Source organism: Gilliamella sp. ESL0232 (genome assembly GCF_013346885.1).
Classification (GTDB): domain Bacteria; phylum Pseudomonadota; class Gammaproteobacteria; order Enterobacterales; family Orbaceae; genus Gilliamella; species Gilliamella bombi.
In genome coordinates, this window is the sequence record NZ_JAAEDW010000011.1 from 48,280 (window position 1) to 74,334 (window position 26,055).

A 26,055-nucleotide genomic window follows, 5' to 3' on the forward strand; every position below is an offset into this window, starting at 1 on the left:
TAATTAAATTTTTTAAAAATTATATAATTAAATTATTTTTATTTTAACTTTTTATTTATTTTTTATGTAATTTATGTTATCTTTTTGACCAATTTTAAATCAAATGATAAGGGTAACATATTAATGAAAATGACTTTTCGACCAACTGATTGTTGGCGATGGTATTTTGATAGCGAATACGATAGTTTAATGCTTGAAGTTTCATCTGAAATGTTATTTCGTTCTTGTTATCCAAGTAAAATGTTAGTTCCTGATGTTTTTGGTGAGTTTCCATTTTCTGTTAGTGACGCAACGTCTTATTATCAATTTTATAATAGTTGTCAGTTACTTAATTTGACAGATTCACAAAAGATTGAACTAGCTATTAACGCTATTGTTGCAGCTAATTTTTTAAAGCCTCAAATGCCTAAAAGTTGGTATTTTTCACAACAACCAATGTTATACAAGCCCAAAATAGCTGATATTGTTGAGGTAATTTTACAAGAAGATGGACAAAAGGTTTGTTTAATGGTCGTTGAAGCAGGGGAAAATGCATCTCTTTGTATTATTGCACAAGCTTCATTTATTGCAATGAATAAAACGTTTGTGTTTTCTGAAGCAATTAAAGTAATGAATGATAGATTAATATCTGTAGAGAAAAAATTTACTGAACAAAAGCTGACTTCAGATAATTTTGAATTTAAGGCTATTTCTTAAGTAATTTAATGGTAATATCTCCTTTAGGCACACAACTACAGGCTAAAATTTTATTATTTCGCCTAATAGCAGCTTGTGTTAATGCCTCTACTTCACCTTGTTTTAATTCAACTAGACAACGTCCACATATACCTGCACGGCAAGAATAAGGTAATGCTATTTTATGTTGTTCTAACTGCTCTAAAATAGTTTGCTTATTATTACCTTTAATTATTTGATTTTCAAAATTTATTGTACAAACTTTTGCTTCAGTTTTTATTTCTGTTGGAAAGGTTTTAATATAATTTTTAGCTGGTTGCCGTTCCAATACTTCAATTTTATCGTGAACTGAAATTGTTCCATGATTTCGGGCTATCATATTCATACCAAAATCAATTTCACCTTGCTTATCGGCTCTAAAGTAACGTAAGGTTTTAATTGGTTCATTATCAGCTAAGGATGTTGCAGATTTTATATTCATTGTCGTTATAACACAGCGACTACAAGGTTTAACAATATCAAAAATCACATTGCCAATTTTTATTGTTTTCCAGCCATCTTCCGCAAAAGGTAGTGCTCCTTGAATAACAATATTTCCACGAAATTGTCTAATATCGAGTTTTTCAAGGCATTGTTGTTGTAAATAATCAAATGAAGCTTTATTTAATAACAAATAAGGATAACCATCAGCAAAACTAACAGGAATTTCAGGATAGCGTTTGGTTCGACGAGTTAATTGTTGACCAACCCATCTTAATTGTACATCTTTATGCAAAATTTGACTGAAAAATTGATTGACTCTTATAGGGGCAATTAATGAAGTAAAATGATTACCCCAAATTTCAGTAGGCTCATAATTCAACGAAAACTCATCAAGATTAAATATTATCATTTCTGTTGGAGATAGCGAAATATGTACTTCGTTTTTTACTATGAATGTTTTGAATTTCAGGAGCTCAGGGTGTTGTCTTGCCGTGATAAAAGTGCCATCGGGTTCACTAAGCATCAATATACGGTCATGCTCAAAGCCTCCATCGACAGTATTAGCCTTTGTTAATTGTATCCCTTGCATCGATTTGATTGGGTAGATGTATAGTTGATTGACGAAAATCATAATATCTTAAATAGATTATAAATGTTCTGATAATTATATACTTAATTACCCATATCTTATAGTTTTTAGATTTAACAAATGGAATGAATAAGTTAAGGCATATCAGCATAACTCGGTATAGCTTATTTCAGTAATGTAATACAATACTTTGCCATTAGGGGTGATAACGGCTATTTCATCATCAACTTTATGACCTATTAATGCTTTTGCTACAGGGCTATTAATCGATATCCAATTTTTTTTAGGATCAAATTCATCGCTACCAACAATACGGTAAATATGTAAATTACCAGATTCATCTTCCAATTTTACCCATGCGCCAAAAAATACTGTACCTTTTTGTTTTGGATGTGGTTCAACAATTGTTAATGTTTCTAGTCGCTTGGTAAGAAAACGTATACGCCGATCAATTTCGCGTAATCTTCTTTTTCCATAAATATATTCTGCATTCTCACTACGATCTCCGAGGGCTGCTGCATCTGATACAGCTTGTGTAACGCGAGGTCTTTCCTCTTTCCATAAATATTTCAATTCACGATTAAGGTTCAAATAACCTTCTCTTGTTATATAATTATTCTTTCGCATATTTTCATTCCCTATAGTAATCTTTATTTTTCGAGTAAAAACTCGATATTTCTTTATTAAAATATATTGTTCGAGTAAAAGCTCGACATTTATTTAATAAAATTTATTCTATTTTTTAATATTTATCAAAATAAAGTTAAATAATATTTAAAAATCAACATTAAAATGATATTATTTTTTTCATTGCTTGTGTTGTGTTTTTTTATTTTATTCTTGGAATATCTCTTGCTCAATAAGTAATTAAGTTAATTATATCGCATAAATAAGTTTAATTTCGCAATTATACAATAATAAAATAAATAAGTTGTTATTATTATCACCATTAGGAATGAATATGACTACACGGAAAGAGCCAATTTGGGGTCTAGTTTGTCTTATTAGTTTTTTTTCAACTAAATCTTTAGCATTATCGGCTGTTACTGCAAATCCTATTAATGGAAATAGTCCTCGTTTTATTAGTTCAATTGAAAATAATATTCAATCCAATAAAGCATTTAATTATTTTGGTGTCATCTATAATGGAAACACCTATTTTTATACAGGTGATTTGAACACAGCATTAGGCTCAGATGTTTCAACTAAAACTCCTGAAAGTTTAGGTTTATTAGCAGCAATTAAACAACCAGAAAGCTCTGAGGTTATAGATGTTGATGGTGATGGAGATATTAAATTATCAGAGGACAAGGATAACCCAGTTTCGTTGGAATGGTATTACGAAGACGAAAATAATAAAGAAGTTAAATTAACAGACGATCAAACAAAAACGACATTTGAAAAATTAGTAAAAAGTGGTATTTATCCTTATATTAAAGTTAGTGGTGGGGTAGCATTAACTACAAAATACGGAGTTCCAAATTTTCAAAATTACCCAGATAGTAAGATTGCTATAACAAAAACACCTTATCGAAATTTTAATGTACAAGTAGGTGGTGAAGCTATCAAATATGCTAGTCCACATATGCTTTATAGTGCTCCAGCTTATTCTTGGGGGGATAGATCTGTTTTTGATTGGGTAGACTGGAATGGTTTTGTAGCACAAAATGATTATTTAAATAATTTCCCTTCAGTTGGTGCAAATGGTCTCTTTTTCTATTTAATTACCGAGAATATTGATAATTCATTAAGCACAACAAAATGGATCGTAAGAACATCGGATCCTGATAAAGGAGCACCTGGCGCAATTACAGCGACAGTTACAAAGTCAGAGGCTCCAAGAGCAGTAGTTGTAGGTGGTTTTAAGGCTTATGATGCGAAAAATATGGTTCTGGTTACGTTAAAAGGTCCTGATTCCTCATCTAAAGGTGCTAATCGAGCTACAGCGCCCAAAGCGAATTTACCTGTTGATATTGAGATAATAGGCGAAACCAAACAAGGCGTAATGCTTAGTTACAGTTTCCGGATAACTAAATGGTTTATCAATAGAGGAGAATATATTGATACATATCAAGAGCAAAAAGATTGGTGTAGAAGTTTAGGTGAATATAAATTAGCATCGCTCAGAGAGTTGAGTAATGCTAACTTTCTGCTTCATCAAGATAAATATGGTAATAATCCTGATAACTACTACAAAAGAGCCGTACATGGGGGATTAATTACTGAATGGGGGGGATTAGCGTATTTTCAAGGTGATAATTTTTATAACCCAACTTATGGTTGGACTAGCGATTATTCAATTTCTACAGGTGATCCTATTTATATTAATATGAATGATGCTGCATTTAATGGTGATAGAGGTCCTGAGCATCAGTATTATGCATTATGTAGTTCTAAATAAAGAAGTTAAATTTATGGTTAGCTTTATTTAATGTTAGCCAATCGAAAAATATCCCAATAACTAGCAGTTATAATTTTTAGGGAGGAGATAAAAGGCTCAGAATTGCAACAGAAACAAGGATAGGTATATAATCACTACTTTGCTTAAAATTGTTAAAAATACCATGATGAATAAACAAATTAGCCATATTATAGCTGGTGAGCTGACCGTAAAATCAGAACAAGTTCTAGCGGCGATTCAATTATTAGATGAGGGCAGTACCGTTCCTTTTATTGCTCGTTATCGAAAAGAGGTGACAGGTGGGCTTGATGATACCCAATTACGTACTCTTGATAGTCGATTGAGCTATTTGCGTGAACTTGAAGATCGCAAGCAAACGATTTTAAAGTCAATTGAAGAACAAGGTAAATTGACATTAGAATTAAGTAACAGTATTACACAAACGCTTAGTAAAACTGAACTTGAAGATCTCTATTTACCATATAAACCTAAACGCCGAACTCGGGGTCAAATTGCCATTGAAGCAGGGCTTGAACCATTAGCTGACGACTTATGGCAAAATCCCATACTTGACCCAGTAATTGAAGCCGAAAAATATATCAATTCCGACAAAGGTATTACTGATACAAAATCAGCAATGGATGGAGCTCGTTACATTTTGATGGAGCGCTTTGCCGAAGATGCAGCATTATTAGCAAAAGTGCGTCATTATCTTTGGAATAATGCTCATTTAGTTTCGCAAGTGGTGAGTGGTAAAGAGGAAGAAGGAGCTAAGTTCCGAGACTATTTTTCACAAAGCGAGCTGATTTCTAAAATACCATCTCATCGTGCATTAGCAATGTTTAGAGGGCGAAATGAAGGCTTTTTACAACTCTCCTTAAATGCTGATCCGCAATTTGAACAAGCGCCTAAAGAGAGTTATTGTGAACAAATTATCACTGAATATCTAGGCGTCCATTTTAATGAACAGCCAGCAGATAAATGGCGCAAAGCTGTGATTAATTGGACATGGCGCATTAAAATTCTGATGCACATGGAAACCGAATTAATGACAACATTACGTGAGCGAGCAGAGGAAGAAGCGATTAATGTATTTGCTGCCAACTTGCATGATATGTTAATGGCTGCTCCAGCAGGTATGAAAGTTACTATGGGCATGGATCCCGGTTTAAGGACGGGTGTAAAAATAGCTGTTGTTGATGCAACAGGTAAATTAGTTGCGACTGAAACGATTTATCCTCATACAGGGCAGGCAGATAAAGCAGCTATGGTTATTGCCGCACTTTGTATTAAATATCAAGTTGAATTAGTGGCCATTGGTAATGGTACTGCTTCGCGCGAAACTGAACGTTTTTATCTTGATGTTCAAAAGAAATATCCAGAAGTGAAAGCACAAAAAGTAATTGTAAGCGAAGCAGGTGCCTCGGTTTATTCTGCATCAGAACTAGCAGCGCAAGAATTTCCTGATTTAGATGTATCTATTCGTGGTGCAGTATCAATTGCACGTCGTTTACAAGATCCATTAGCAGAGCTTGTTAAAATAGATCCTAAATCGATTGGGGTGGGGCAATATCAACATGATGTTAGCCAAACTCAGTTAGCAAAAAAACTTGATGCTGTTGTTGAAGATGGTGTTAATGCGGTTGGTGTGAATTTAAATACTGCTTCGATGATGTTACTTGCTCGTATTGCTGGACTTAATAAAGTAATAGCCCAAAATATAATTAATTGGCGTAATGAAAATGGACAATTTACGGATCGTAAACAATTATTGAAAGTGGCTCGCTTAGGTCCTAAAGCATTTGAACAGTGCGCTGGATTTTTACGTATAATGGATGGTAAAAATCCTCTTGACGCATCGGCCGTTCATCCAGAAGCTTATCCAGTTGTAGAACGAATTTTAGAAAAAAATCACAAATCTTTAAAAGAAATTTTAGGTGATACAAACTATTTAAAATCACTTAAAGCAATCGATTACGTAGATGATCATTTTGGTGTGCCAACAGTTACAGATATTATCAAAGAGCTTGATAAACCTGGTCGTGATCCAAGACCTGAATTTAAAACTGCGCAGTTTGCTGATGATATAGAAACGATGGAAGACCTAAAAATAGGTCTGATTATGGAAGGATCTGTTACTAATGTAACTAATTTTGGTGCGTTTGTTGATATTGGTGTGCATCAAGATGGTTTAGTGCATATTTCAGCTTTATCAGATAAGTTTGTTGATGATCCAAGAACAGTGGTAAAAGCTGGTGATATAGTCAAAGTTAAAGTGATAGAAGTTGACATTCCACGAAAACGTATCGCTTTATCAATGCGATTAGATGATCCTGCTGCGCCAAAAACTGATAATCGAAAATTCATTAATGAACGTTCGGTTAACAATACTAAAAAACAACATTCATCTTCAATGACTAATAATGTCATGGGAAATGCATTTGCAACTGCATTTAAAAAGAATAAATAATATTTTTCTAGTTTAAGGGACAATTGTCCCTTTTCTGCATTTAAAACCATTTAGTTAAAGCTATCTAATAGTGATCTATTCAATATAGAACTGAACCATATAATTAAAGCCAACTCAGGTTTATCTTTTTTACTTAATGTAATAATATTATCAGTTATGATATAAAGTATTATTAATATTATATAATTCTATTGTAAATATCCTTAAACAAGCAGCATAATTTCTACTTGAATCTTGACTAAGTTTGAAGTATTTACACATTGGTATAAATTATCTGTTATTTATTGATACTTAAAAGTAACAAGTTATTACCATTACAAATAAACATTAGGTAATATAATATGTTGTAGGCTATGCTGTTTTAACTGTTCTGCAAACTGTTCTACTTCAGGCCTACTGGCGGATGGCCAGTTTTTAGCGATACCACGTACACCATGATTATGAAAAGCATTAATTCTTATTTGAATATTGGGATCTAAATCAATTAAAAATTTGGCAATATTTTTAGCATTAACTTGTAGATCTGTTTGATTAGGAATAATTAAAAGTCTTACCTCATATAGTTTTTTTATTTTTGCCAGATAGTTAATCGTTTCTTTTACTCGTTGATTGTCTCTTCCCGTTAACTTTTTATGCACATCATTATCCCAAGCTTTGAGATCAATCATTGCGCCATCCATCACATTTTCTACTTTTTGCCATCCTGTTTTAGTTAAATAACCATTGCTATCAATAAAACAGGTAAGGTGCTTTAAATCGTTAGATTGTTTGATAACATTGAATAGCTCTTTAATAAAGGGTAACTGCATTGTTGCTTCTCCACCACTTATGGTAATACCATTTAAAAACGGTAGATATTTCCGGATAGTGATTAAAATATCATCTACACTATATCTATAAGTCATTGGTGATGAAGAATGCTTACAAGTATTAATACAAGTATCGCATTGCTGACAATTTGAAGTTTGCCATATAACTTTATTGTTACTAAAACTTAATGCTTTGTGTGGACAAGTATCAACACATTGACCACAATCCTTGCACAATGATATCGTATAAGGATTATGGCAGTTTAAACAACGAAAATTACATCCTTGTAAAAATATAACTAGTCGATTACCAGGTCCATCTACACAAGAAAAGGGTAAAAGCTTATTAACGATTGCCCATGACTTGCTCATGACTAATTACTCGTGGTTTTCGACATAAATAACTATTATTTTCGGTATCGTCGGCAGCCTCAGCTCCTAAGAAAGTAGTATTAATTCGTGAGCCTTCTTTTTTATATCTTTTAATATCAGATAATCTCACCATATAACCTGTAACTCGAACAAGATCATTACCACTGATATTGGCAGTAAATTCACGGAAACCAAATTTGAAAGCAGCTTTACAAATTTGTAGCAAGGCTAGGGGATTATTTTTTATGGTCTCATCAATTGTTAAAATATCACTAATACCCGAAGTGAAATACTGGTGATGTTTATACAGTGCCATAATATGAGTGACAGGATCGGGTTCTTGCCCATATGGTATTCTTAATCCAGGTGTTGTTGCTCTATCTATACTAATGCCTGATTGTGAATGTAGCATTGCTTTCCCTTTCCAAGCATAATCTATTGTATGGTTATTAATAAACTTAGCAATTAATTGTGTAATAGTTAATGCAAGTTCATTAGCTTGTTCATTAAAACCATAACGTCCAGCTAAATTTGCTTTTTCTTGCAAGATATTGACGGCTTCAGCCATTCCAAATATACCAAACATTGGAGCAAATCGTTTTGGATCAATTAAACCTTCTTCAACTAAAAAACTGCTATTAAAAAAGTTTGATTTATTGTAAAGAAAGTTTGACCTTGCTTGAATAAGATTGAGCTGCAATTGACAATAGTGGGGTAAGATATTTGACAGAAAGTCTTCTATATTTTTACTGCGTATCGCAACTTCTTTTAAATTGATTCGTGAAAGCGTGCTTCCCCCTCCAGCTACTGGTAGTGAATTATAGCAACTTACAACACCGTAACCTTGGTTATCAAAATCTTTTTGAATCATATTGTTGTTTGCAATATGAGGTTTGCTTGTTTCACAAATATTTTCAATTGCCACTAATAATAATGATTCTGGTGTAATGTCTTCATCATAGATAAAGGTTAAATTTGGAGCAACTTGTTTGAGTTCTCTATCTATACGCAAGATTACCCGACAGATAATATTATCGGTTGGTCCAATGTTTGCATGCATAAATGCATCAGGTAAATTACGATCAAGCATGATCCAAAAATGCTTTAATCGCTGATAAATCTCATCTTCAGTAAGATTACCAACGTAAGGAAGTAAAATTTGATCTAAGCATCCTAAATAAACAGGCATACCAGTTACTGAAGGAACATGATGATAGATGATGATAAGCAAATTTAATGCATCATTAAATGTTTCAGCTGGATTAAGTTCTAGCCACTGTGATCCTTGTTTTAAAAATTTTACATAATCAGGTAAAACATAACGAGGTTTATAAGGTGCGTGACCTTCGTACATATCACAAATAACGCGGTCATTTAAAGCTTGTTGTGTTTCTTCATCCAGATCTACATAAGGTAAATTATTTTCTGCTGCTAAGGTGAGCAAATTTGATTTTTGTTTGGGTGACAAATTGGGGTCTGTCACAATATTATAACAACTTTGTTGAAATTCGGTCATGCTCATAATTATCTCAATATTTATTTCTCAATAATAAATTGTTTTGGTTCATAATCAGACGCAGTAATTGGCGAATGGTTCTCAAAATACTGTTTTACTACATCGGCATCGCGATAACCCGTATCAACGTAAGTCGGTGATGTATTAGTTATTGGATAGCCATCTCCACCAGCGGCTAAAAAGTCAAGTGTAGCAACGCGATAGTTTTTTTGTAAATCGATCGGTTGATCATTAATTTTTACATCTTCAATATTGTTCCCATTTCTTGTTAGGTTTATATTTTTCAAATGTGCATACCCACCCGAACCTTGCTTTTTACTTAATGCAACTTTTAGATAATCAATTAATTCATTGCCAGTTAATTCGAAATAAACCACACTGTTACCAAAAGGTTCTACTTTTAAAATATCACGATAAGTAATATCACCTTCAATTAATGAGTCACGAATCATCCCCCCAGACATAATGCCAACGTTTGCATTAGTTTTTTCAACAAAAGCACTGAGTAAAAGTTGTCCCATATTGCTTTGTTGGTATCTAACAACATCTCGATTACCTTCTAATCGTCCTTTTAACTCGCCACTTTTCACTAACAACTGCTGTTTACCTAATTCTTGATAAGGTCTTAAATTTTCAAGTAAGGATTTATCTTGAGGAATTTCTTGCGTGTAATATTCAAGGCGTTTGGTACTGTTACCATTATCAACCTCTTTTTTAAGGTTAATAGGAATTAATTGGTAATTTTTTAACGTGATTTTGCCATTTAAAAAGACAAAATCTCCACGTCCAACATATTTCCCCCATTCGTGGGCCTGCACAATCCATGTGCCATTTTGTTGATCTGGCGCACAAGGTGTACCTGGTACATATTCGGTAATACGTTTATTAGGACTAGCCATACACACAGGGTTTTGTGAGTGTCCTCCCACTATCATATCTAAATCGCCGGCCTGTAAATTTCTGGCTAATTCAACATCACCCAGTGCCATTGAGCCATGTTCACCATTTTCATAATGCCCCATATGAGTGACAGCAATAATCATGTCAGGGTGTTCATTATCTTTTAACTGTTTAATTATTTTTTGTGCTTCGGGTAAGGTTTGTCGAAATTCGACGCCTTCCGTATTTTTGGGTGAAGCAAGAAAAATAGTATCGTCAGTGGTTAAACCAAACACAGCAACTTTAATACCATTCAAATCAAACATTTTATAGGCATCAAATACACGTTTATCTGTGCCTTTAAAGTAAGTGTTTGCCGATAAAAAAGGAAATTTTGCCCATTTCTGTTGCTCACGAATAATAGTCAAAGGATGATCAAACTCATGATTACCCACAGCCATAGCATCGTAACCAACCGCATTCATGCCAATAAAATCAGGTTTGGCTTGCTGTACATCAGATTCAGGGACACCAGTATTAATATCACCACCTGATAGCAGCAGTAATTTCCCTCCTTTTGCTGTAACTTCTTTTCGAATTTCATCTACTACGGTTTTTTGAGCAGCAAGCCCATACTCACCAATATCATTTTGCCAAAAACGGCCGTGGTGGTCATTGGTATGCAAAATAGTAAATTGATAAGACTTGTCTTTTTCTAAAGTTGGAACTGATGAGCTTTTTGTGGAAACAGCGGCCATGCAAGAGGCTGAAAATAGCCCCATACAAACAAGTAATGATAATTTTTTATTAAACTGATAATAGTACATGGTATCTCCTAAATCCTTATATAACAGCTATTATCCTGTAATCACCTTGTAAATAAGTTGTGGCTCAGTTGCGTTATCACTAATGGTAATATTGTCATATAATTTTTGCTTGATAGTATCAAGCTTATCAGTATTGGCGTGTATCGTTAATAAAACTTCACCTTCAGTAACTTTGTCACCTACTTTTTTATGTAACACGATTCCAACAGCGGGATCAATAATATCTTCTTTGGTTGCGCGACCAGCACCTAATTGCATTGCAGCGATCCCGATTTGATCTGCGATAATTTTTGATACATAACCTGACTTAAGGGCTGGTAGGGCAATTTGGTAAGGTGCACTAGCCAATTTTTCAGGATGATCAACGACCGAACTATCACCGCCTTGTGCTTCAATTAGGGTTTTAAACTTCTCGATAGCTTTACCATTTTTAATGACTTCTTGAAGTTTTATTCTGGCTTCTTCTAATGTTTTTGCTTTATCGGCAAGTACAACCATTTGACTACCTAATGTTAAAACCAGTTCGGTTAAATCGGCTGGACCATGACCTTTTAACGTATCAATTGCTTCTTTTACTTCAAGAGCATTACCAATTGCAAAACCAAGAGGTTGAGACATATCCGAAATAATTGCCATGGTTCTACGGCCAATTTGATTACCAATATTTACCATTTCATGGGCTAATTTTTCTGAATCGGCCATATCTTTCATTAGCGCACCATCACCTGTTTTAACATCAAGAACGATGGCATCAGCACCCGCTGCCAATTTTTTACTCATAATTGAACTTGCAATAAGAGGAATAGAGTTAACAGTACCTGTTACATCACGTAACGAATAAAGTTTCTTGTCTGCTGGGGTTAAATTGCCTGATTGACCAATAACTGCAAGGCCTTTATTATTAACTTGATTAATAAAATCTTGTTTACTTAATTCAATTTTAAAATCAGGAATCGATTCAAATTTATCTGTGGTGCCGCCCGTGTGACCAAGCCCTCGTCCAGACATTTTTGCTACTGGAACATCTAAAGCTGCTACTAAAGGAGCTAGAACTAATGTTGTAGTGTCACCTACACCGCCAGTTGAATGTTTATCAACTTTAATGCCTTTGATTGAAGACAGATCAACAGTATCGCCAGAATACATCATCGCCGAGGTTAAATCTGCGCACTCTTTGGAAGTCATACCTTGATAATAAATTGCCATTAATAAAGCACTAACTTGATAATCGGGGATAGTTCCATTGGTATAATTAGTGATAAAAAATTGGATTTCATCAGTGGTTAATACATTGCCGTCACGTTTTTTTTCTATAATATCTACAAATCTCATTACTATCCTCTCTTACTATCAATAAATAAAATTAGTGTATTGCTTTGTTTATACAAAATAAATTTTAAGTCCTAATTATTATTTTTTATTGTTAAAAAATAATGTTAATCAAGATCACTTGGTGAAAAAGACCAAGGTAATAATTCTCCAACTGTTGTTTCTTGAATTTTTCCCTGCATGTTGGTCAAAATAACAGGCATATCTTTAGCGCAAAACTCACTAATAACTTGACGGCAAGCTCCACATGGTGAAATAGGCCCATCAGTATCTCCAATTACCACCAATTTTTTAAATTTTGTTTTACCTTCAGAAACCGCTTTAAAAATTGCCGTTCTTTCGGCACAATTTGCTAGTCCATAAGATGCGTTTTCAATATTACAACCTAAAATTGCTTCATCATCTTCAGTAATTAGCACGGCACCAACCTGAAATTTAGAATAAGGTACATAAGCTTTAGAACGGGCTGTTTTAGCAAGTTCAATCAGTTTTTCAATTTTCATATTAATAATCCTTTTGGCCGTAATAAATCTAACTAAATTTTAGGTTGAGAGTTAACAGGAGACTGCAAATCTATCTTATAAACACCAAAACCAGATGTATCTGTATCGATAAAATGAATAGGGTATAGTGAATGTTTCTCGATATAGGTTTTAGCTTCATCTGTTGGTGATGATTCAAAGCGAATATCTAATTTTGTGTTACTAATAATTGGAGAAATTTGCCAATTATTGTCGATGGTAACATTCGTTATACTATATTTTTGGGTAGTATTGGTAATATAGGCTGAAAGAATTACTCTTAGATCGTCAGGAGAATTAAATTTGACATTTTTTTCACCAGTACCTGGAAATATACCACTATAAGCACGATAATTATTGGTGGCAATTAAGAATTCTTGGTTAGGAGCAATTGTTTTTTGTTGATAAGTCAGATTCCTAATTCTTTCAGATGTAGGGTTAATTAACTGGCAATTTGCATCATAACGGGGTGGCTTTGTTACATCTATTTGATAATTCACTCCATCAATAATATCAAAATTATAGGTTCTGAATTTATCCCAATTAATCAAATATTGTGGTTGTGATGAATTAGTATTAATTTGATTATATACACCAGCTGAACACTCTAACCACTCTTTGACATCTTTACCTGTAATTTTCACAGCAGACAAAATATTAGGATAAAGGTAAATATCTGCAGCATTTCTAAACGATAAATTACCTCCTTTAACATCAACAAAAGCGCTAGGATCGTTTTTCCTGCCGCCAGCTTTAAATGGTGCAATGGCCGATAAAACGGGCAAACCATCAAGATCAGGATCCCCTTTAATAAACTGCTTAACGTAATCGATTTGTGCATCATTAATAATTTGTAAGGCAGATGTATCTTCAACCAATGCTAGATAGCTCGTAATATCGGTTGAAACTTTACCTATTGGTTTACTAACAAATTCACGTGTTCCTTGGTGATCTTTGTTTAGAATGTCGACGATTTTTTGATCGGCTTTAACAAGTGCCTTTTTAGTTTTTACATCATAGATTGGTCTAGCTTCTGATTTACCTGAAATCACTTGCCATTTTGATTTATCACCATCAAGAACTAAGTCCACCACTCCCAAATGGCTACCCCAATGTCCGGGCATAACAGCAGGCACATGATTAATGTTACCAGTTTTGATATCAGTATTTGGTAATGATTTGAAATCTTCACTAGGAAATATGCCGTGAGAATGACCAAACATAATTGCATTAATACCCTCTACTTGACTCAAGTAGTAAACCGAATTTTCAGCTAATGCTTTATAAGGTTCAGCTGAAACACCAGAATGTGGAATAGCAATAATAACATTAGTGCCTTGTTTTTTCATTTCAGGGACTAATAGTTTGGCCGTTTCTGTAATATCTTTGACGACAACTTTGCCATCAAGATTAAGTTTGTCCCATTGCATAATCTGTGGAGGGACAAAACCAATATAGCCGATTTTAATCGTGTGCTTATTGCCGTTTCTATCAATAACAGGAGTATCTAAGATAATATATTGTGTAAAAAATGGCTTTTGAGTTTTGGCATCATAAACATTAGCGTTGATGTAAGGAAATTTAGCCCCAGAAAGACTTTTTTGTAGAAATTCTAATCCAAAATTAAATTCGTGGTTACCAATATTACCCACACTATAATTAAGTGTATTGAGCGCTTTATAAACAGGATGAATATCGCCATCATTAAAACCCTTCTTTACGGCATAATCAGCCATTGGGCTACCTTGAATTAGGTCACCATTATCAACAAGAACACTATTTTTTACCTCACTTCTTGCTTGATGAATTAAATTAGCAGTTTTTACTAATCCAAAAGAATCAACAGACTGATCTTTGAAATAATCATAATTCATCATGTTTCCATGCAAGTCGGTTGTTTCAATAATCCTTAAATCAACAGTTGCGGCATTAACAACGCCAGATATAAATAGGGTTAAAAAGGGTAAAATTAACTTATTTTTTTTCATGCAAATCTCCTATTATTCTGACAACTAAATTAGTTAACGGGTATGGCTAGTAACAGCTTCTGATATTCTAAAAATCGTTCAATGATTGCTGGATGATATTTTTTGTCATTAATAAATTTTTTAAGCAATTGTCTATCATCAGATGAAAAACATAAAAGAACTTGCTCAGTTAAACGACTTTTAACCATATCTTCAACAAATGCGGCTTGAATGCCACATAGCGTTATATCAAGCAATTCTAATCGTGAAAATGCAAATATGGATTGGGCGATACTATATTCTTTTTCAATATCAGTACCAAAAATCCCTGCATCATCGGTATTTAAGGTAATGCGAACACCTTGGTCATAAAGTTGCCTTATAGGATGTTGATAAATATCGCCATGCAATTCATTCACTAAAATCCGATTACTCGTTAAAGCAATTTCTAGAGTGATTTTTTTTTCGACCAGTTCACAAATAAGCGCTTTGTTTTCAATGGCACGAATACCATGACCGATTCTGATTGCACCGTGTTTAAGAGCTTGAATAATGCTCTCATCTGAATCAATTTCGCCAGCATGATACGATTTTTTTAAGTTCAGCTGAGTAGCCAACTTATGTGCATCTTTAAAATCATCAAAATGCCCAGCCATTTCGTTACCAGCAATATTAAATCCCGTAATAAAAGGGTGATGATTTTGCTGAATAAAACACAACGTATCATAAACAACTTTAGCGCCTAGGTGTCTAACACCAATAACATGATATCTAACTGTAATATCATAGTCGTTTTGTACTTTTATAATCGCTTTGTCCATGTAGAAAAGAGTTTTATTAAACCTTTCTTTATCCCAAATTAATTTTCCATTAACTTCGGTTGTGCAAATATGATAGGGGGACAAAAATAGCTCGCAATAAATTAACCCTTGTTTAGCATTTCTATTAAGAAAATCGTAAGTAATAGAATAATAATCTTCAGGATCTTTTAGAAAGCTAGAAACGGTATCATATGTATTAATAAATTCTTCAAATTTGGATTCGTCATACAAATATCTACCATTTTTATATTCTTTGGCATTGTATTGACCAGATTTGTAACATAGTGTACTAGGAAAAGGAATATTATTTTTTTGCGCTAACTGATGAGCCATGACAGGGGTAATGCTGCCTTCAACATGTTCGTGCAATATAACTTTAGGTATCATTTGATCGTTCATTAGGTATTTAATCTATTTTTAAATGAGCTAAATTGGCTTTAGTAACATTGGTTTTACTAACAATGACATTAAACGCTTATTAAAAAATTTTTAATAACATGTATATCATTGTTAATTGGGTTATTTTAACTTGATAAGATACTTATCTGCTATATCTTTTGCATCACTTATTTATATTTTTGTGCGGTAAATCAAATTTTTACGATAATTAATTGTTAGTAAAAAGGCAACAAAATGTATTGTTGCCTACGTATTGATTGAGTGGGAAAAAGTTCCACCACACAAAGAATAATTAATTAATGATTTAAATAGTTTTTGGATTAGGCTTTTCGTTTTTAAAGATCAACATAAATACAATTGCTAGAACCAAAGCATAACCTGCAAAAATAAGCCAAACTGTTTGCCATTCTGTAACGTTTCCAACTGTATAATAATCGACTACATAACCACTGCCTACCGAACCTAAATAAGCACCGAACCCATTAGTCATGGTCATAAATAATCCTTGAGCACTATTACGAATGGTTGGCGATACCGATTTTTCAACATACATTGAGCCAGATATGTTGTAAAAGTCGAAAGCACAACCATAAACAATCATTGAAAGGAGAAGTAAAACAGAACCGAAAAGAGATGGATCGCCATAAGCAAATAAACCAAAACGAGCAACCCAAGCAAGCATACTAATTAGCATAACGTATTTAATACCTAAACGTTTCATAAAAAAAGGTACAAATAAGATAAATGCGACTTCTGACATTTGAGAAATAGACAACAGTATAGAAGGGTATTTAACCACTAAACTATCAGCATATTCAGGGAATCTTTCAAAATCATGTAAAAATGGATTACCAAAAGTATTGGTTATTTGTAAAATACCGCCTAATAAAACTGCAAATAGAAAAAATATAACCATTCGTGGTTGTTTGAATAAAACAATAGCATCTAACCCTAATGAACTAATGATGTTTTTTTCTTCAGTTTTATTTTTTGTTGTTGGAATCAATGGTAGCAAGAATGAATAAAGGCTGAGTAATAAAGCAGATGCAGCTGCAATATAAAGTTGCATGCTACTCAGTTCTAATTTTAAAAGACTCACAAGCCACATAGCAACAATAAATCCAATGGTGCCAAAAATTCTGATACAAGGGAACTCGGTAATAACATCAAGTCCACGTGATTCTAAGCAAGAATAAGCGATTGAATTTGAAATGGCGATGGTTGGCATGAAAGCTAGGCAATGAATCAATATCACAATCATCATCATGAAAGGAGATGTTACTGAAGCCGCAATAAATAGCGTTAAAGCACCGATTAAATGACAAAGCATATACAAACGGTTAGCAGGTATCCATCTATCCGCTACAATCCCAAGTAAGCCAGGCATAAATAAAGATGCGATACCCATTGTTCCGTATATCGATCCTACTTCAAGACCAGTAAATTGTAATTTACGTATCATATAAGAACCGAGAGTTATTAACCAACTTCCCCAGATAAAATATTGTAAGAAAAATATAACCCTAAGTTTAAAATGAATATTCATTTATAATTCCTTAATAAACGAGATTTACTATAATCTAATATCTAAATATCAATAAAATAATTATTTGATCAAAATAAAAAATGGCAGATTAACCTGCCATTTTTTTAGTTTTGATTTAATAAAACAGACTCCAGTGCAACAGTGATCATTTCTTTGAACCCTAATTGTCTTTGTTCTGCTGACATTGCTTCGCCTTTTCGGATATGATCTGAAACTGTACAAATAGCCAGTGCTTTTGCACCATATTCAGCCGCAACGCCATAAATGCCAGCAGCTTCCATTTCGACGCCTAAAATATTGTATTTTTCCATAACATCAAACATATCAGGTTCAACACTATAAAAAAGGTCAGCAGAAAAAAGGTTACCAACTTTAACATTCACACCCAATTTTTTAGCTGCATTAACGGCATTACAAGTTAAATCAAAATCGGCGATAGCGGCAAAATCATGATCTTTAAAACGTAAACGGTTGACTTTTGAATCGGTACAAGCACCTAACCCAACAATAACATCCCCCAAGTTGACATTAGGGCTAATTGCACCACATGAACCAATACGAATGATGTTTTCAACACCATAAAATTTAATTAGTTCGGTTGTATAGATTGAACAAGATGGAATACCCATTCCATGCCCCATAACTGAAACCTTTTTATCTTTGTAATAACCAGTAAAACCCAACATGGATCTTACATTAGTAACTTCTGTTGCATTCTCTAAAAAGGTTTCTGCAATGAATTTTGCTCGTAGCGGATCGCCGGGCATTAAAACGGTTTTTGCAAAGGCATTATCAACAGCATTAATATGCGGGGTAGACATTAACTTCTCCTGATATTTGTTTTGAAATCGATATTACTTAAACTTAAATTATTTATTTTTTTATAAAAGATTTACCGTAATCCATTGGCGATAAATTAAAATAATCGGCAACACTCTGTCCTATATCGGCAAATGTTTCACGATGACCTAAAGAGCCAACAGGCACACTATCTCCGTAGACAATGACAGGTATATGTTCGCGAGTATGATCGGTACCTGACCAAGTTGGATCACAACCATGATCGGCGCTAATAATAAGCAGATCGCCAGGTTGGATAAGCGCTAACATCTCAGGAAGACGACTATCAAAATATTCTAAAGCAGCGGCATAACCTGAGACATCGCGACGATGCCCATAAGAAGAGTCAAAATCGACAAAATTAGTAAATACAATCGTATTATCTTTAGCCTGCTTAATTTCTTCTAGTGACGCATTAAATAAAGCTTCAAGACCGGTTGCTTTTACTTTTTTGGTAATTCCAACTTGTGCATAAATATCGGCAATTTTACCAATTGACACTACGATACCTTGTTTTTCATCAACTAGTTTTTTAATCATCGTTGGTGCTGGTGGTTCAACAGCAAGATCGTGGCGGTTACCCGTACGCACAAATTCGCCCGCTTTTTTGCCAACAAAAGGTCTAGCAATAACGCGGCCAATGTTGTAATTACCTTTATTTAGCTCATCACGTGCAATTTCGCAGACTTCATAAAGTTTATCTAAACCAAATGCCTCCTCATGACATGCAATTTGGAATACAGAATCAGCAGAAGTATAAAAAATTGGCTTGCCAGATGCTATATGTTCTTCACCAAGTTCATCAAGAATGACTGTACCAGATGAGTGACAATTACCGAGGTAACCAGGAAGTTTTGCACGAGAGACAATTTTATCTAAAAGATCTTGAGGGAAGCTATTAGTGGTATTAGTAAAATAACCCCAGTCAAAAAGAACTGGCACGCCAGCTAATTCCCAATGTCCTGATGGAGTATCTTTACCTGAGGAAATCTCGCTTGCATAGCCATATGAACCAATAATTTCACCTTCAGTTTGCATACCTTTAGGATAATGACCAGTTGATTCATACGCCGCTTCGATTAAGCCTAATTTGCCTAAATTAGGTAAATTTAATGGACCACTACGACCATGCTCAGCTTTACCTAAAGCACAAGCTTCAGCAATATGTCCTAAAGTATCAGCACCCTCATCGCCATATTTATTTGCATCTTCAGCGCCACCGATACCAAACGAATCTAGGATCATAATAAAAACTCTTTTCATAATTTCCTCTAACTAATAAGCAAAACTTAATTTGTGTACAATCTTTTTTATTAGAATTCTGGTTATAATTTATAAAAACATCGCTTAGTTAGCTATAATACACGATAACAAAAAACAAAAAAGATTTAAGCGTTGCTTTAGCTGAATATTTGTATAAATAATGTGATTAATTTGATCTTAGTCATATTTTTGTATATCAAAAAATTTATAAAACATTTTTTTAAGTGTAGAAATTAGTCATGCTGTTTACACTATTTTGAGAAAAAAACGTAATGAATATACATAAAAAACAAAACATTCTGACTTGGAACATTCTTATTTATAATTCTATTTATCTGCATTTATATAAAACAACCCAAATTTATTTAACACAATTTAATTAAGGAGTGACTGATGTCATTTGTCAATGCCTATGTGTCGGAAGAAGATGCCAAAAAATATGATTTAGATAATTTATGGAATAAGTACCGCCGCTTTGGTACCAAAATGCCTGAACTATTGAAGAGTTTTGATGTTCACCAACACGCTTGGTGCGTGGATAAGGAACGAGGGTATTGGTTATTTAATTGTAATTATGTTTTAAATTATGATACTCCTTCTGGTTTACCTGAAGCAACTCATAAGCAGGTTTTTATTCTGCATGTTAATGGCCAGAATATTGAGCTTATTTTGGAAGCTACTCCTTGGAAACCTAGCGATTTGCAAGCGATCGGTTTGGAATATGTCAACTCATTTCCTATAAAAATTGCTTGGGAAATTGTATCAATGAACCCGAGTTGTCTACCTAGTATGTCGAAGGCGGATTTATTAACTATTTTAAAAGAGGCGTTAACTGTCTATAAATTTAGTGGACTTAGAGATGTAGAATCTAATGAAGAAGCACTGATTAGATGTAATTTTTAGTATTTTGTAAGCTAACACTATAATCAATTATTATATCGTCTATTTTTGTTTATTTACAAACCAACTATCTTATTTATAATTCTGTTTATCTGCATTTATATTTTATATAACAGAGCCCAAATTTATTTAACACAATTTAATTAAGGAGTGACTGATGTCATTTGTCAATGCCTATGTGTCGGAAGAAGATGCCAAAAAATATGATTTAGATAATTTATGGAATAAGTACAATCGTTGGGGTATAAAAATGCCCGAGCAATTGAAGAGTTTTGACGTTCGCCAACACGCTTGGTGTGTGGATAAGGAACGAGGGTATTGGTTATTTAACTGTGGTTGGGTGCTGAATTATGATAGTCCTTCTGGTATCCCTGAACCAACTAATAAGCAGGTGTTTATCCTGCATGTTAATGGTCAGAATATTGAGTTTATTTTGGAGGCTAGCGATTGGGATCCTAGCGATTTGGAAGCGATCGGTTTGGAATATGCTAACTCCTTTCCTATACAAATTGCTTGGAATATTGCGTCAATGCCCCCGAGTTGTTTACCTACTATGTCGAATGCAAATTTATTAACCATTTTAAAAGAGGCGTTAACTGCCTATAAACGCGGACTTAGAAATTTAAATGATAATAAAAAATCACTGATTAGATGTAATTTTTAGTATTTTGTAAGCTAACAACATAATCAATTATTATATCGTCTATTTTTGTTTATTTACAAACCAACTATCTTATTTATAATTCTATTTATCTGCATTTATATTTTATATAACAGAGCCCAAATTTATTTAACACAATTAAATTAAGGAGTGACTGATGTCATTTGTCAATGCCTATGTCTCGAACGAAGATGCTAAAAAATATGATTTAGATAATTTATGGAATAAGTACAATATCTGGCCTAATCATAAAATGCCAAACCTATTAAACAGCTTTGATGTTCATCAACACGCTTGGTGTGTGGATAAGGAACGAGGGTATTGGTTATTTAGCTGTGGTCGTGTGCATAATTATGATAGTCCTTCCGGTATCCCTGAACCAACAAGTAAGGAGGTATTTATCCTGCATGTTGATGGCCAGAATATTGAATTTATTTTGGACTCTAGTGATTTGGATCCTAGTGAGTCAGTATCTACTGACCTATATCCGATACAATTTGCTTGGGAAATAGTGTCAATGAACCCCAGTAGTTTACCTACTTTGTCAAAGGCGGATTTATTAACCATTTTAAAAGAGGCGTTAACTATCTATAAATGTAGAGGAATTCGAAATTTGGAAACTAATAAGAAATCATTTTTTAAGTTTAATTTTTAGTATTTTGTAAGCTAACACTATAATCAATTATTATACTGGAGGAATAGACCAATATGGTGGGATTGACTAAAGAGGAAGCGGAAAAACGATTATTTAAGGTCAAGGATGCCGATGGATTACGTGATTTAATACAGCAATTAGATATAAATACCCATGGCAACACAACCATCCTCTAAAATGCTCTAAATTCACATTTACTAAATTTTAATCTGCTAAATTTCAATTTACTGCTCCCTTCAAAATATCAGCATAACTTTCAATCGTATTTCAATATTGTTACCGATCAATTATTAAACAAATCATAATGATAATTTAATCAGTTTGTCTCCTGATAATGAATACTTATAATCTATTTTGGGTTATTTACAAACCAATTATCTTATTTATAATTTTGCTTATCTGCATTTATATTTTATATAACAGAGCCCAAATTTATTTAACACAATTAAATTAAGGAGTGACTGATGTCATTTGTCAATGCCTATGTCTCGGAAGAAGATGCCAAAAAATATGATTTAGATAATTTATGGAATAAGTACAATCCTTGGTTCATTCATATGCCTGAAGTATTGAAGAGTTTTGATGTTCACCAACATGCTTGGTGTGTGGATAAGGAACGAGGGTATTGGTTATTTTATTGTAATTATGCGCGGAATTATGAAGGTCCTTCTGATAGACCTGAACCAACGAGTAAGGAGGTATTTATCTTGCATGTTGATGGCCAGAATATTGAATTTATTTTGGACTCTAGTGATTTGGATCCTAGTGAGTCAGTATCTACCGACTTATATCCGATACAATTTGCTTGGGAAATAGTGTCAATGAACCCCAGTAGTTTACCTACTTTGTCGAAGGCGGATTTACTAACCATTTTAAAAGAGGCGTTAACTGTCTATAAATGTAGCGGACTTAGAGACGTAGAAGCCAATAAGAAAGCATTTTTTAAATTTAATTTTTAGTATTTTGTAAGCTAACACTATAATCAATTATTATACTGGAGGAATAGACCAATATGGTGGGATTGACTAAAGAAGAAGCGGAAAAACGATTATTTAAGGTCAAGGATGCTGGTGGATTACGTGATTTAATACAGCAATTAGATATAAATACCCATGGCAAAACAACCATCCTCTAAAATGTTCTAAATTCAAATCGACTTATCCCCTTCAAAATATCAGCATAACTTTCAATCGTATTTCAATATTGTTACCGATCAATTATTAAACAAATCATAATGATAATTTAATCAGTTTGTCTCCTGATAATGAATACTTATAATCTGTTTTTGGTTATTTACAAACCAACTATCTTATTTATAATTCTGTTTATCTGCATTTATATTTTATATAACAGAACCCAAATTTATTTAACACAATTTAATTAAGGAGTGACTGATGCCATTTGTCAATGCCTATGTGTCGGAAGAAGAGGCCAAAAAATATGATTTAGATAATTTATGGAATAAGTACCGCCGCTTTGGTACCAAAATGCCTGAACTATTGAAGAAGTTTGATGTTCATCAACACGCTTGGTGTGTGGATAAGGAACGAGGATATTGGTTATTTAGTTGCGGTTATGTGCATAATTATGATAGTCCTTCCGGTATCCCTGAACCAACGAGTAAGGAGGTATTTATCCTGCATGTTGATGGCCAGAATATTGAATTTATTTTGGACTCTAGTGATTTGGATCCTAGTGAGTCAGTATCTACTGACCTATATCCGATACAATTTGCTTGGGAAATTGTGTCAATGAACCCGAGTAGTTTACCTAGTATGTCGAAGGCGGATTTATTAACCATTTTGAAAGAGGCATTATCTGTCTATAAATGTAGTGGAATTAGAGATTTAGAAGCTAATAAGAAATCATTTTTTAAGTTTAATTTTTAGTATTTTGTAAGCTAACAAGATAATCAATTATTATACTGGAGGAATAGGCCAATATGGTGGGATTGACTAAAGAGGAAGCGGAAAAACGATTATTTAAGGTCAAGGATGCCGATGGATTACGTGATTTAATACAGCAATTAGATATAAATACCCATGGCAAAACAACCATCCTCTAAAATGTTCTAAATTCAAATCGACTTATCCCCTTCAAAATATCAGCATAACTTTCAATCGTATTTCAATATTGTTACCGATCAATTATTAAACAAATTATAACAATAATTTAATCAAATCATGACCTAATAATGAATACTTATAATCTGTTTTGGGTTATTTACAAACCAACTATCTTATTTATAATTCTGTTTATCTGCATTTATATTTTATATAACAGAACCCAAATTTATTTAACACAATTAAATTAAGGAGTGACTGATGTCATTTGTCAATGCCTATGTCTCGAACGAAGATGCTAAAAAATATGATTTAGATAATTTATGGAATAAGTACAATCCTTGGTTCACTCAAATGCCTGAACTATTGAAGAGTTTTGATGTTCACCAACATGCTTGGTGTGTGGATAAGGAACGAGGGTATTGGTTATTTAACTGTGGTTGGGTGCTGAATTATGATAGTCCTTCGGGTCTCCCTGAACCAACGAATAAGCAGGTGTTTATCCTGCATGTTAATGGTCAGAATATTGATTTTATTCTGGGAGCTGGCCGTTGGAAACCTAGCGATTTGCAAGCGATCGGTTTGGAATATGCTAACTCCTTTCCTGTAAAAATTGCTTGGAATATTGTGTCAATGAATCCAAGTTGTTTATCGACTATGTCGAAGGCGGATTTATTAACCGTTTTAAAAGAGGCGTTAACTGTCTTTAAATGTAGTGGAATTAGAAATTTAGAAGCTAATGAGGAAGCACTGATTAGATGTAATTTTTAGTATTTTGTAAGCTAACACTATAATCAATTATTATATCGTCTATTTTTGTTTATTTACAAACCAACTATCTTATTTATAATTCTATTTATCTGCATTTATATAAAACACCCCAAATTTATTTAACACAATTTAATTAAGGAGTGACTGATGTCATTTGTCAATGCCTATGTGTCGGAAGAAGATGCCAAAAAATATGATTTAGATAATTTATGGAATAAGTACAATCCTTGGTTCATTCATATGCCTGAAGTATTGAAGAGTTTTGATGTTCACCAACATGCTTGGTGTGTGGATAAGGAACGAGGGTATTGGTTATTTTATTGTAATTATGCGCGGAATTATGAAGGTCCTTCTGATAGACCTGAACCAACGAGTAAGGAGGTATTTATCTTGCATGTTGATGGCCAGAATATTGAATTTATTTTGGACTCTAGTGATTTGGATCCTAGTGAGTCAGTATCTACCGACTTATATCCGATACAATTTGCTTGGGAAATAGTGTCAATGAACCCCAGTAGTTTACCTACTTTGTCGAAGGCGGATTTATTAACCATTTTAAAAGAGGCGTTAACTGCCTATAAACGCGGACTTAGAAATTTAAATGATAATAAAAAATCACTGATTAGATGTAATTTTTAGTATTTTGTAAGCTAACAACATAATCAATTATTATATCGTCTATTTTTGTTTATTTACAAACCAACTATCTTATTTATAATTCTATTTATCTGCATTTATATAAAACACCCCAAATTTATTTAACACAATTTAATTAAGGAGTGACTGATGTCATTTGTCAATGCCTATGTGTCGGAAGAAGATGCTAAAAAATATGATTTAGATAATTTATGGAATAAGTACAATATCTGGCCTAATCATAAAATGCCAAACCTATTAAACAGTTTTGATGTTCATCAACACGCTTGGTGTGTGGATAAGGAACGAGGGTATTGGTTATTTAGCTGTGGTCGTGTGCATAATTATGATAGTCCTTCAGGTATCCCTGAACCAACAAGTAAGGAGGTATTTATCCTGCATGTTGATGGCCAGAATATTGAATTTATTTTGGACTCTAGTGATTTGGATCCTAGTGAGTCAGTATCTACTGACCTATATCCGATACAATTTGCTTGGGAAATAGTGTCAATGAACCCCAGTAGTTTACCTACTTTGTCAAAGGCGGATTTATTAACCATTTTAAAAGAGGCGTTAACTATCTATAAATGTAGAGGAATTCGAAATTTGGAAACTAATAAGAAATCATTTTTTAAGTTTAATTTTTAGTATTTTGTAAGCTA

General features: G+C 33.4%; 26 protein-coding genes. 14 read left to right on the forward strand and 12 right to left on the reverse strand.

What is annotated here, in order from left to right; all coding sequences use genetic code 11:
- The first annotated feature begins 123 nt into the window (after window positions 1–123).
- Complete coding sequence (locus GYW75_RS11085; RefSeq protein ID WP_085163963.1) at window positions 124–696, forward strand: cell division protein ZapC; 573 nt, start codon at window positions 124–126, stop codon at window positions 694–696.
- Here the strand turns inward: GYW75_RS11085 and GYW75_RS11090 are convergent.
- Window positions 686–1,789 carry a YcbX family protein gene (locus GYW75_RS11090; RefSeq protein WP_174799385.1) on the reverse strand — a complete coding sequence of 368 codons (1,104 nt, stop codon included), beginning with the start codon at window positions 1,787–1,789 and terminating at the stop codon, window positions 686–688. The two genes, GYW75_RS11085 and GYW75_RS11090, sit on opposite strands and share 11 nt — an antisense overlap.
- Before the next feature lie 102 nt (window positions 1,790–1,891).
- Window positions 1,892–2,374, reverse strand: coding sequence for a transcription elongation factor GreB (gene greB, locus GYW75_RS11095; protein ID WP_174799386.1), 483 nt, complete (start codon window positions 2,372–2,374; stop codon window positions 1,892–1,894).
- A 334-nt stretch (window positions 2,375–2,708) separates the two neighbouring features.
- On the opposite strand from greB, the gene GYW75_RS11100 reads away from it, so the two are divergent.
- Together GYW75_RS11100 and GYW75_RS11105 are read left to right on the forward strand one after the other, a co-directional pair.
- Window positions 2,709–4,148: a hypothetical protein gene (locus tag GYW75_RS11100; protein WP_174799387.1), complete on the forward strand. Its 1,440-nt coding sequence runs from the start codon at window positions 2,709–2,711 to the stop codon at window positions 4,146–4,148.
- 163 nt (window positions 4,149–4,311) lie between these two features.
- Window positions 4,312–6,618, forward strand: coding sequence for a Tex family protein (locus GYW75_RS11105; RefSeq protein WP_174799388.1), 2,307 nt, complete (start codon window positions 4,312–4,314; stop codon window positions 6,616–6,618).
- Between the two features lie 314 nt (window positions 6,619–6,932).
- Here the strand turns inward: GYW75_RS11105 and GYW75_RS11110 are convergent, their stop codons facing one another.
- The 10 genes from GYW75_RS11110 to GYW75_RS11155 all read right to left on the reverse strand — a co-directional run bounded on the left by GYW75_RS11110 (window position 6,933) and on the right by GYW75_RS11155 (window position 19,707).
- A complete protein-coding gene (locus tag GYW75_RS11110) occupies window positions 6,933–7,799 on the reverse strand; it encodes a YjjW family glycine radical enzyme activase (RefSeq protein WP_174799389.1) in 867 nt (288 codons plus the stop codon).
- Complete coding sequence (locus GYW75_RS11115) at window positions 7,774–9,321, reverse strand: YjjI family glycine radical enzyme (RefSeq protein WP_202983976.1); 1,548 nt, start codon at window positions 9,319–9,321, stop codon at window positions 7,774–7,776. The genes GYW75_RS11110 and GYW75_RS11115 overlap by 26 nt, the downstream gene beginning before the upstream one ends.
- Window positions 9,322–9,335: 14 nt before the next feature.
- Window positions 9,336–10,952: a bifunctional UDP-sugar hydrolase/5'-nucleotidase UshA gene (gene ushA / locus GYW75_RS11120; protein WP_366941236.1), complete on the reverse strand. Its 1,617-nt coding sequence runs from the start codon at window positions 10,950–10,952 to the stop codon at window positions 9,336–9,338.
- 99 nt (window positions 10,953–11,051) lie between these two features.
- Window positions 11,052–12,353 (reverse strand): pyrimidine-nucleoside phosphorylase, encoded by a 1,302-nt coding sequence (locus GYW75_RS11125; RefSeq protein WP_174799391.1) that lies wholly within the window; start codon window positions 12,351–12,353, stop codon window positions 11,052–11,054.
- Window positions 12,354–12,457: 104 nt separating this feature from the next.
- On the reverse strand, window positions 12,458–12,862 hold the full coding sequence (locus GYW75_RS11130) for a cytidine deaminase (protein WP_370738295.1): 405 nt from the start codon (window positions 12,860–12,862) through the stop codon (window positions 12,458–12,460).
- A 23-nt stretch (window positions 12,863–12,885) separates the two neighbouring features.
- Entirely contained in the window at window positions 12,886–14,859 is a 1,974-nt protein-coding gene (locus tag GYW75_RS11135) for a bifunctional 2',3'-cyclic-nucleotide 2'-phosphodiesterase/3'-nucleotidase (protein WP_174799392.1), read from the reverse strand.
- A gap of 29 nt (window positions 14,860–14,888) precedes the next feature.
- On the reverse strand, window positions 14,889–16,058 hold the full coding sequence (add, locus tag GYW75_RS11140; RefSeq protein ID WP_085163971.1) for an adenosine deaminase: 1,170 nt from the start codon (window positions 16,056–16,058) through the stop codon (window positions 14,889–14,891).
- Window positions 16,059–16,362: 304 nt separating this feature from the next.
- The gene (locus GYW75_RS11145; protein ID WP_174799393.1) at window positions 16,363–17,604 is read right to left on the reverse strand and encodes a nucleoside permease; all 1,242 of its coding nucleotides are present in this window, start codon (window positions 17,602–17,604) and stop codon (window positions 16,363–16,365) included.
- Window positions 17,605–17,708: 104 nt separating this feature from the next.
- A complete protein-coding gene (deoD, locus tag GYW75_RS11150; RefSeq protein WP_065589674.1) occupies window positions 17,709–18,425 on the reverse strand; it encodes a purine-nucleoside phosphorylase in 717 nt (238 codons plus the stop codon).
- Between the two features lie 52 nt (window positions 18,426–18,477).
- Window positions 18,478–19,707 (reverse strand): phosphopentomutase, encoded by a 1,230-nt coding sequence (locus GYW75_RS11155; RefSeq protein ID WP_174799394.1) that lies wholly within the window; start codon window positions 19,705–19,707, stop codon window positions 18,478–18,480.
- Window positions 19,708–20,100: 393 nt separating this feature from the next.
- Between GYW75_RS11155 and GYW75_RS11160 the strand changes: the two genes are divergently transcribed.
- From GYW75_RS11160 to GYW75_RS11195, 11 genes are all read left to right on the forward strand, one after another.
- Entirely contained in the window at window positions 20,101–20,610 is a 510-nt protein-coding gene (locus GYW75_RS11160; protein ID WP_065590892.1) for a hypothetical protein, read from the forward strand.
- Window positions 20,611–20,764: 154 nt separating this feature from the next.
- Window positions 20,765–21,271, forward strand: coding sequence for a hypothetical protein (locus tag GYW75_RS11165; protein ID WP_174799395.1), 507 nt, complete (start codon window positions 20,765–20,767; stop codon window positions 21,269–21,271).
- A 154-nt stretch (window positions 21,272–21,425) separates the two neighbouring features.
- The gene (locus GYW75_RS11170; protein ID WP_174799396.1) at window positions 21,426–21,923 is read left to right on the forward strand and encodes a hypothetical protein; all 498 of its coding nucleotides are present in this window, start codon (window positions 21,426–21,428) and stop codon (window positions 21,921–21,923) included.
- Window positions 21,924–21,976: 53 nt separating this feature from the next.
- The gene (locus GYW75_RS12585; protein ID WP_255306830.1) at window positions 21,977–22,099 is read left to right on the forward strand and encodes a hypothetical protein; all 123 of its coding nucleotides are present in this window, start codon (window positions 21,977–21,979) and stop codon (window positions 22,097–22,099) included.
- A gap of 288 nt (window positions 22,100–22,387) precedes the next feature.
- Window positions 22,388–22,882, forward strand: a complete 495-nt coding sequence (locus GYW75_RS11175) for a hypothetical protein (RefSeq protein WP_174799397.1) — start codon at window positions 22,388–22,390, stop codon at window positions 22,880–22,882.
- A 53-nt stretch (window positions 22,883–22,935) separates the two neighbouring features.
- Complete coding sequence (locus tag GYW75_RS12590) at window positions 22,936–23,058, forward strand: hypothetical protein (RefSeq protein WP_255456991.1); 123 nt, start codon at window positions 22,936–22,938, stop codon at window positions 23,056–23,058.
- 259 nt (window positions 23,059–23,317) lie between these two features.
- Window positions 23,318–23,812 (forward strand): hypothetical protein, encoded by a 495-nt coding sequence (locus GYW75_RS11180; RefSeq protein ID WP_174799398.1) that lies wholly within the window; start codon window positions 23,318–23,320, stop codon window positions 23,810–23,812.
- Window positions 23,813–23,865: 53 nt separating this feature from the next.
- A complete protein-coding gene (locus GYW75_RS12595) occupies window positions 23,866–23,988 on the forward strand; it encodes a hypothetical protein (protein ID WP_255306795.1) in 123 nt (40 codons plus the stop codon).
- A gap of 259 nt (window positions 23,989–24,247) precedes the next feature.
- Window positions 24,248–24,757 carry a hypothetical protein gene (locus GYW75_RS11185; protein WP_174799399.1) on the forward strand — a complete coding sequence of 170 codons (510 nt, stop codon included), beginning with the start codon at window positions 24,248–24,250 and terminating at the stop codon, window positions 24,755–24,757.
- A 147-nt stretch (window positions 24,758–24,904) separates the two neighbouring features.
- A complete protein-coding gene (locus GYW75_RS11190; protein WP_174799400.1) occupies window positions 24,905–25,396 on the forward strand; it encodes a hypothetical protein in 492 nt (163 codons plus the stop codon).
- Window positions 25,397–25,543: 147 nt separating this feature from the next.
- On the forward strand, window positions 25,544–26,041 hold the full coding sequence (locus GYW75_RS11195) for a hypothetical protein (RefSeq protein WP_174799401.1): 498 nt from the start codon (window positions 25,544–25,546) through the stop codon (window positions 26,039–26,041).
- Window positions 26,042–26,055 lie beyond the last annotated feature (14 nt).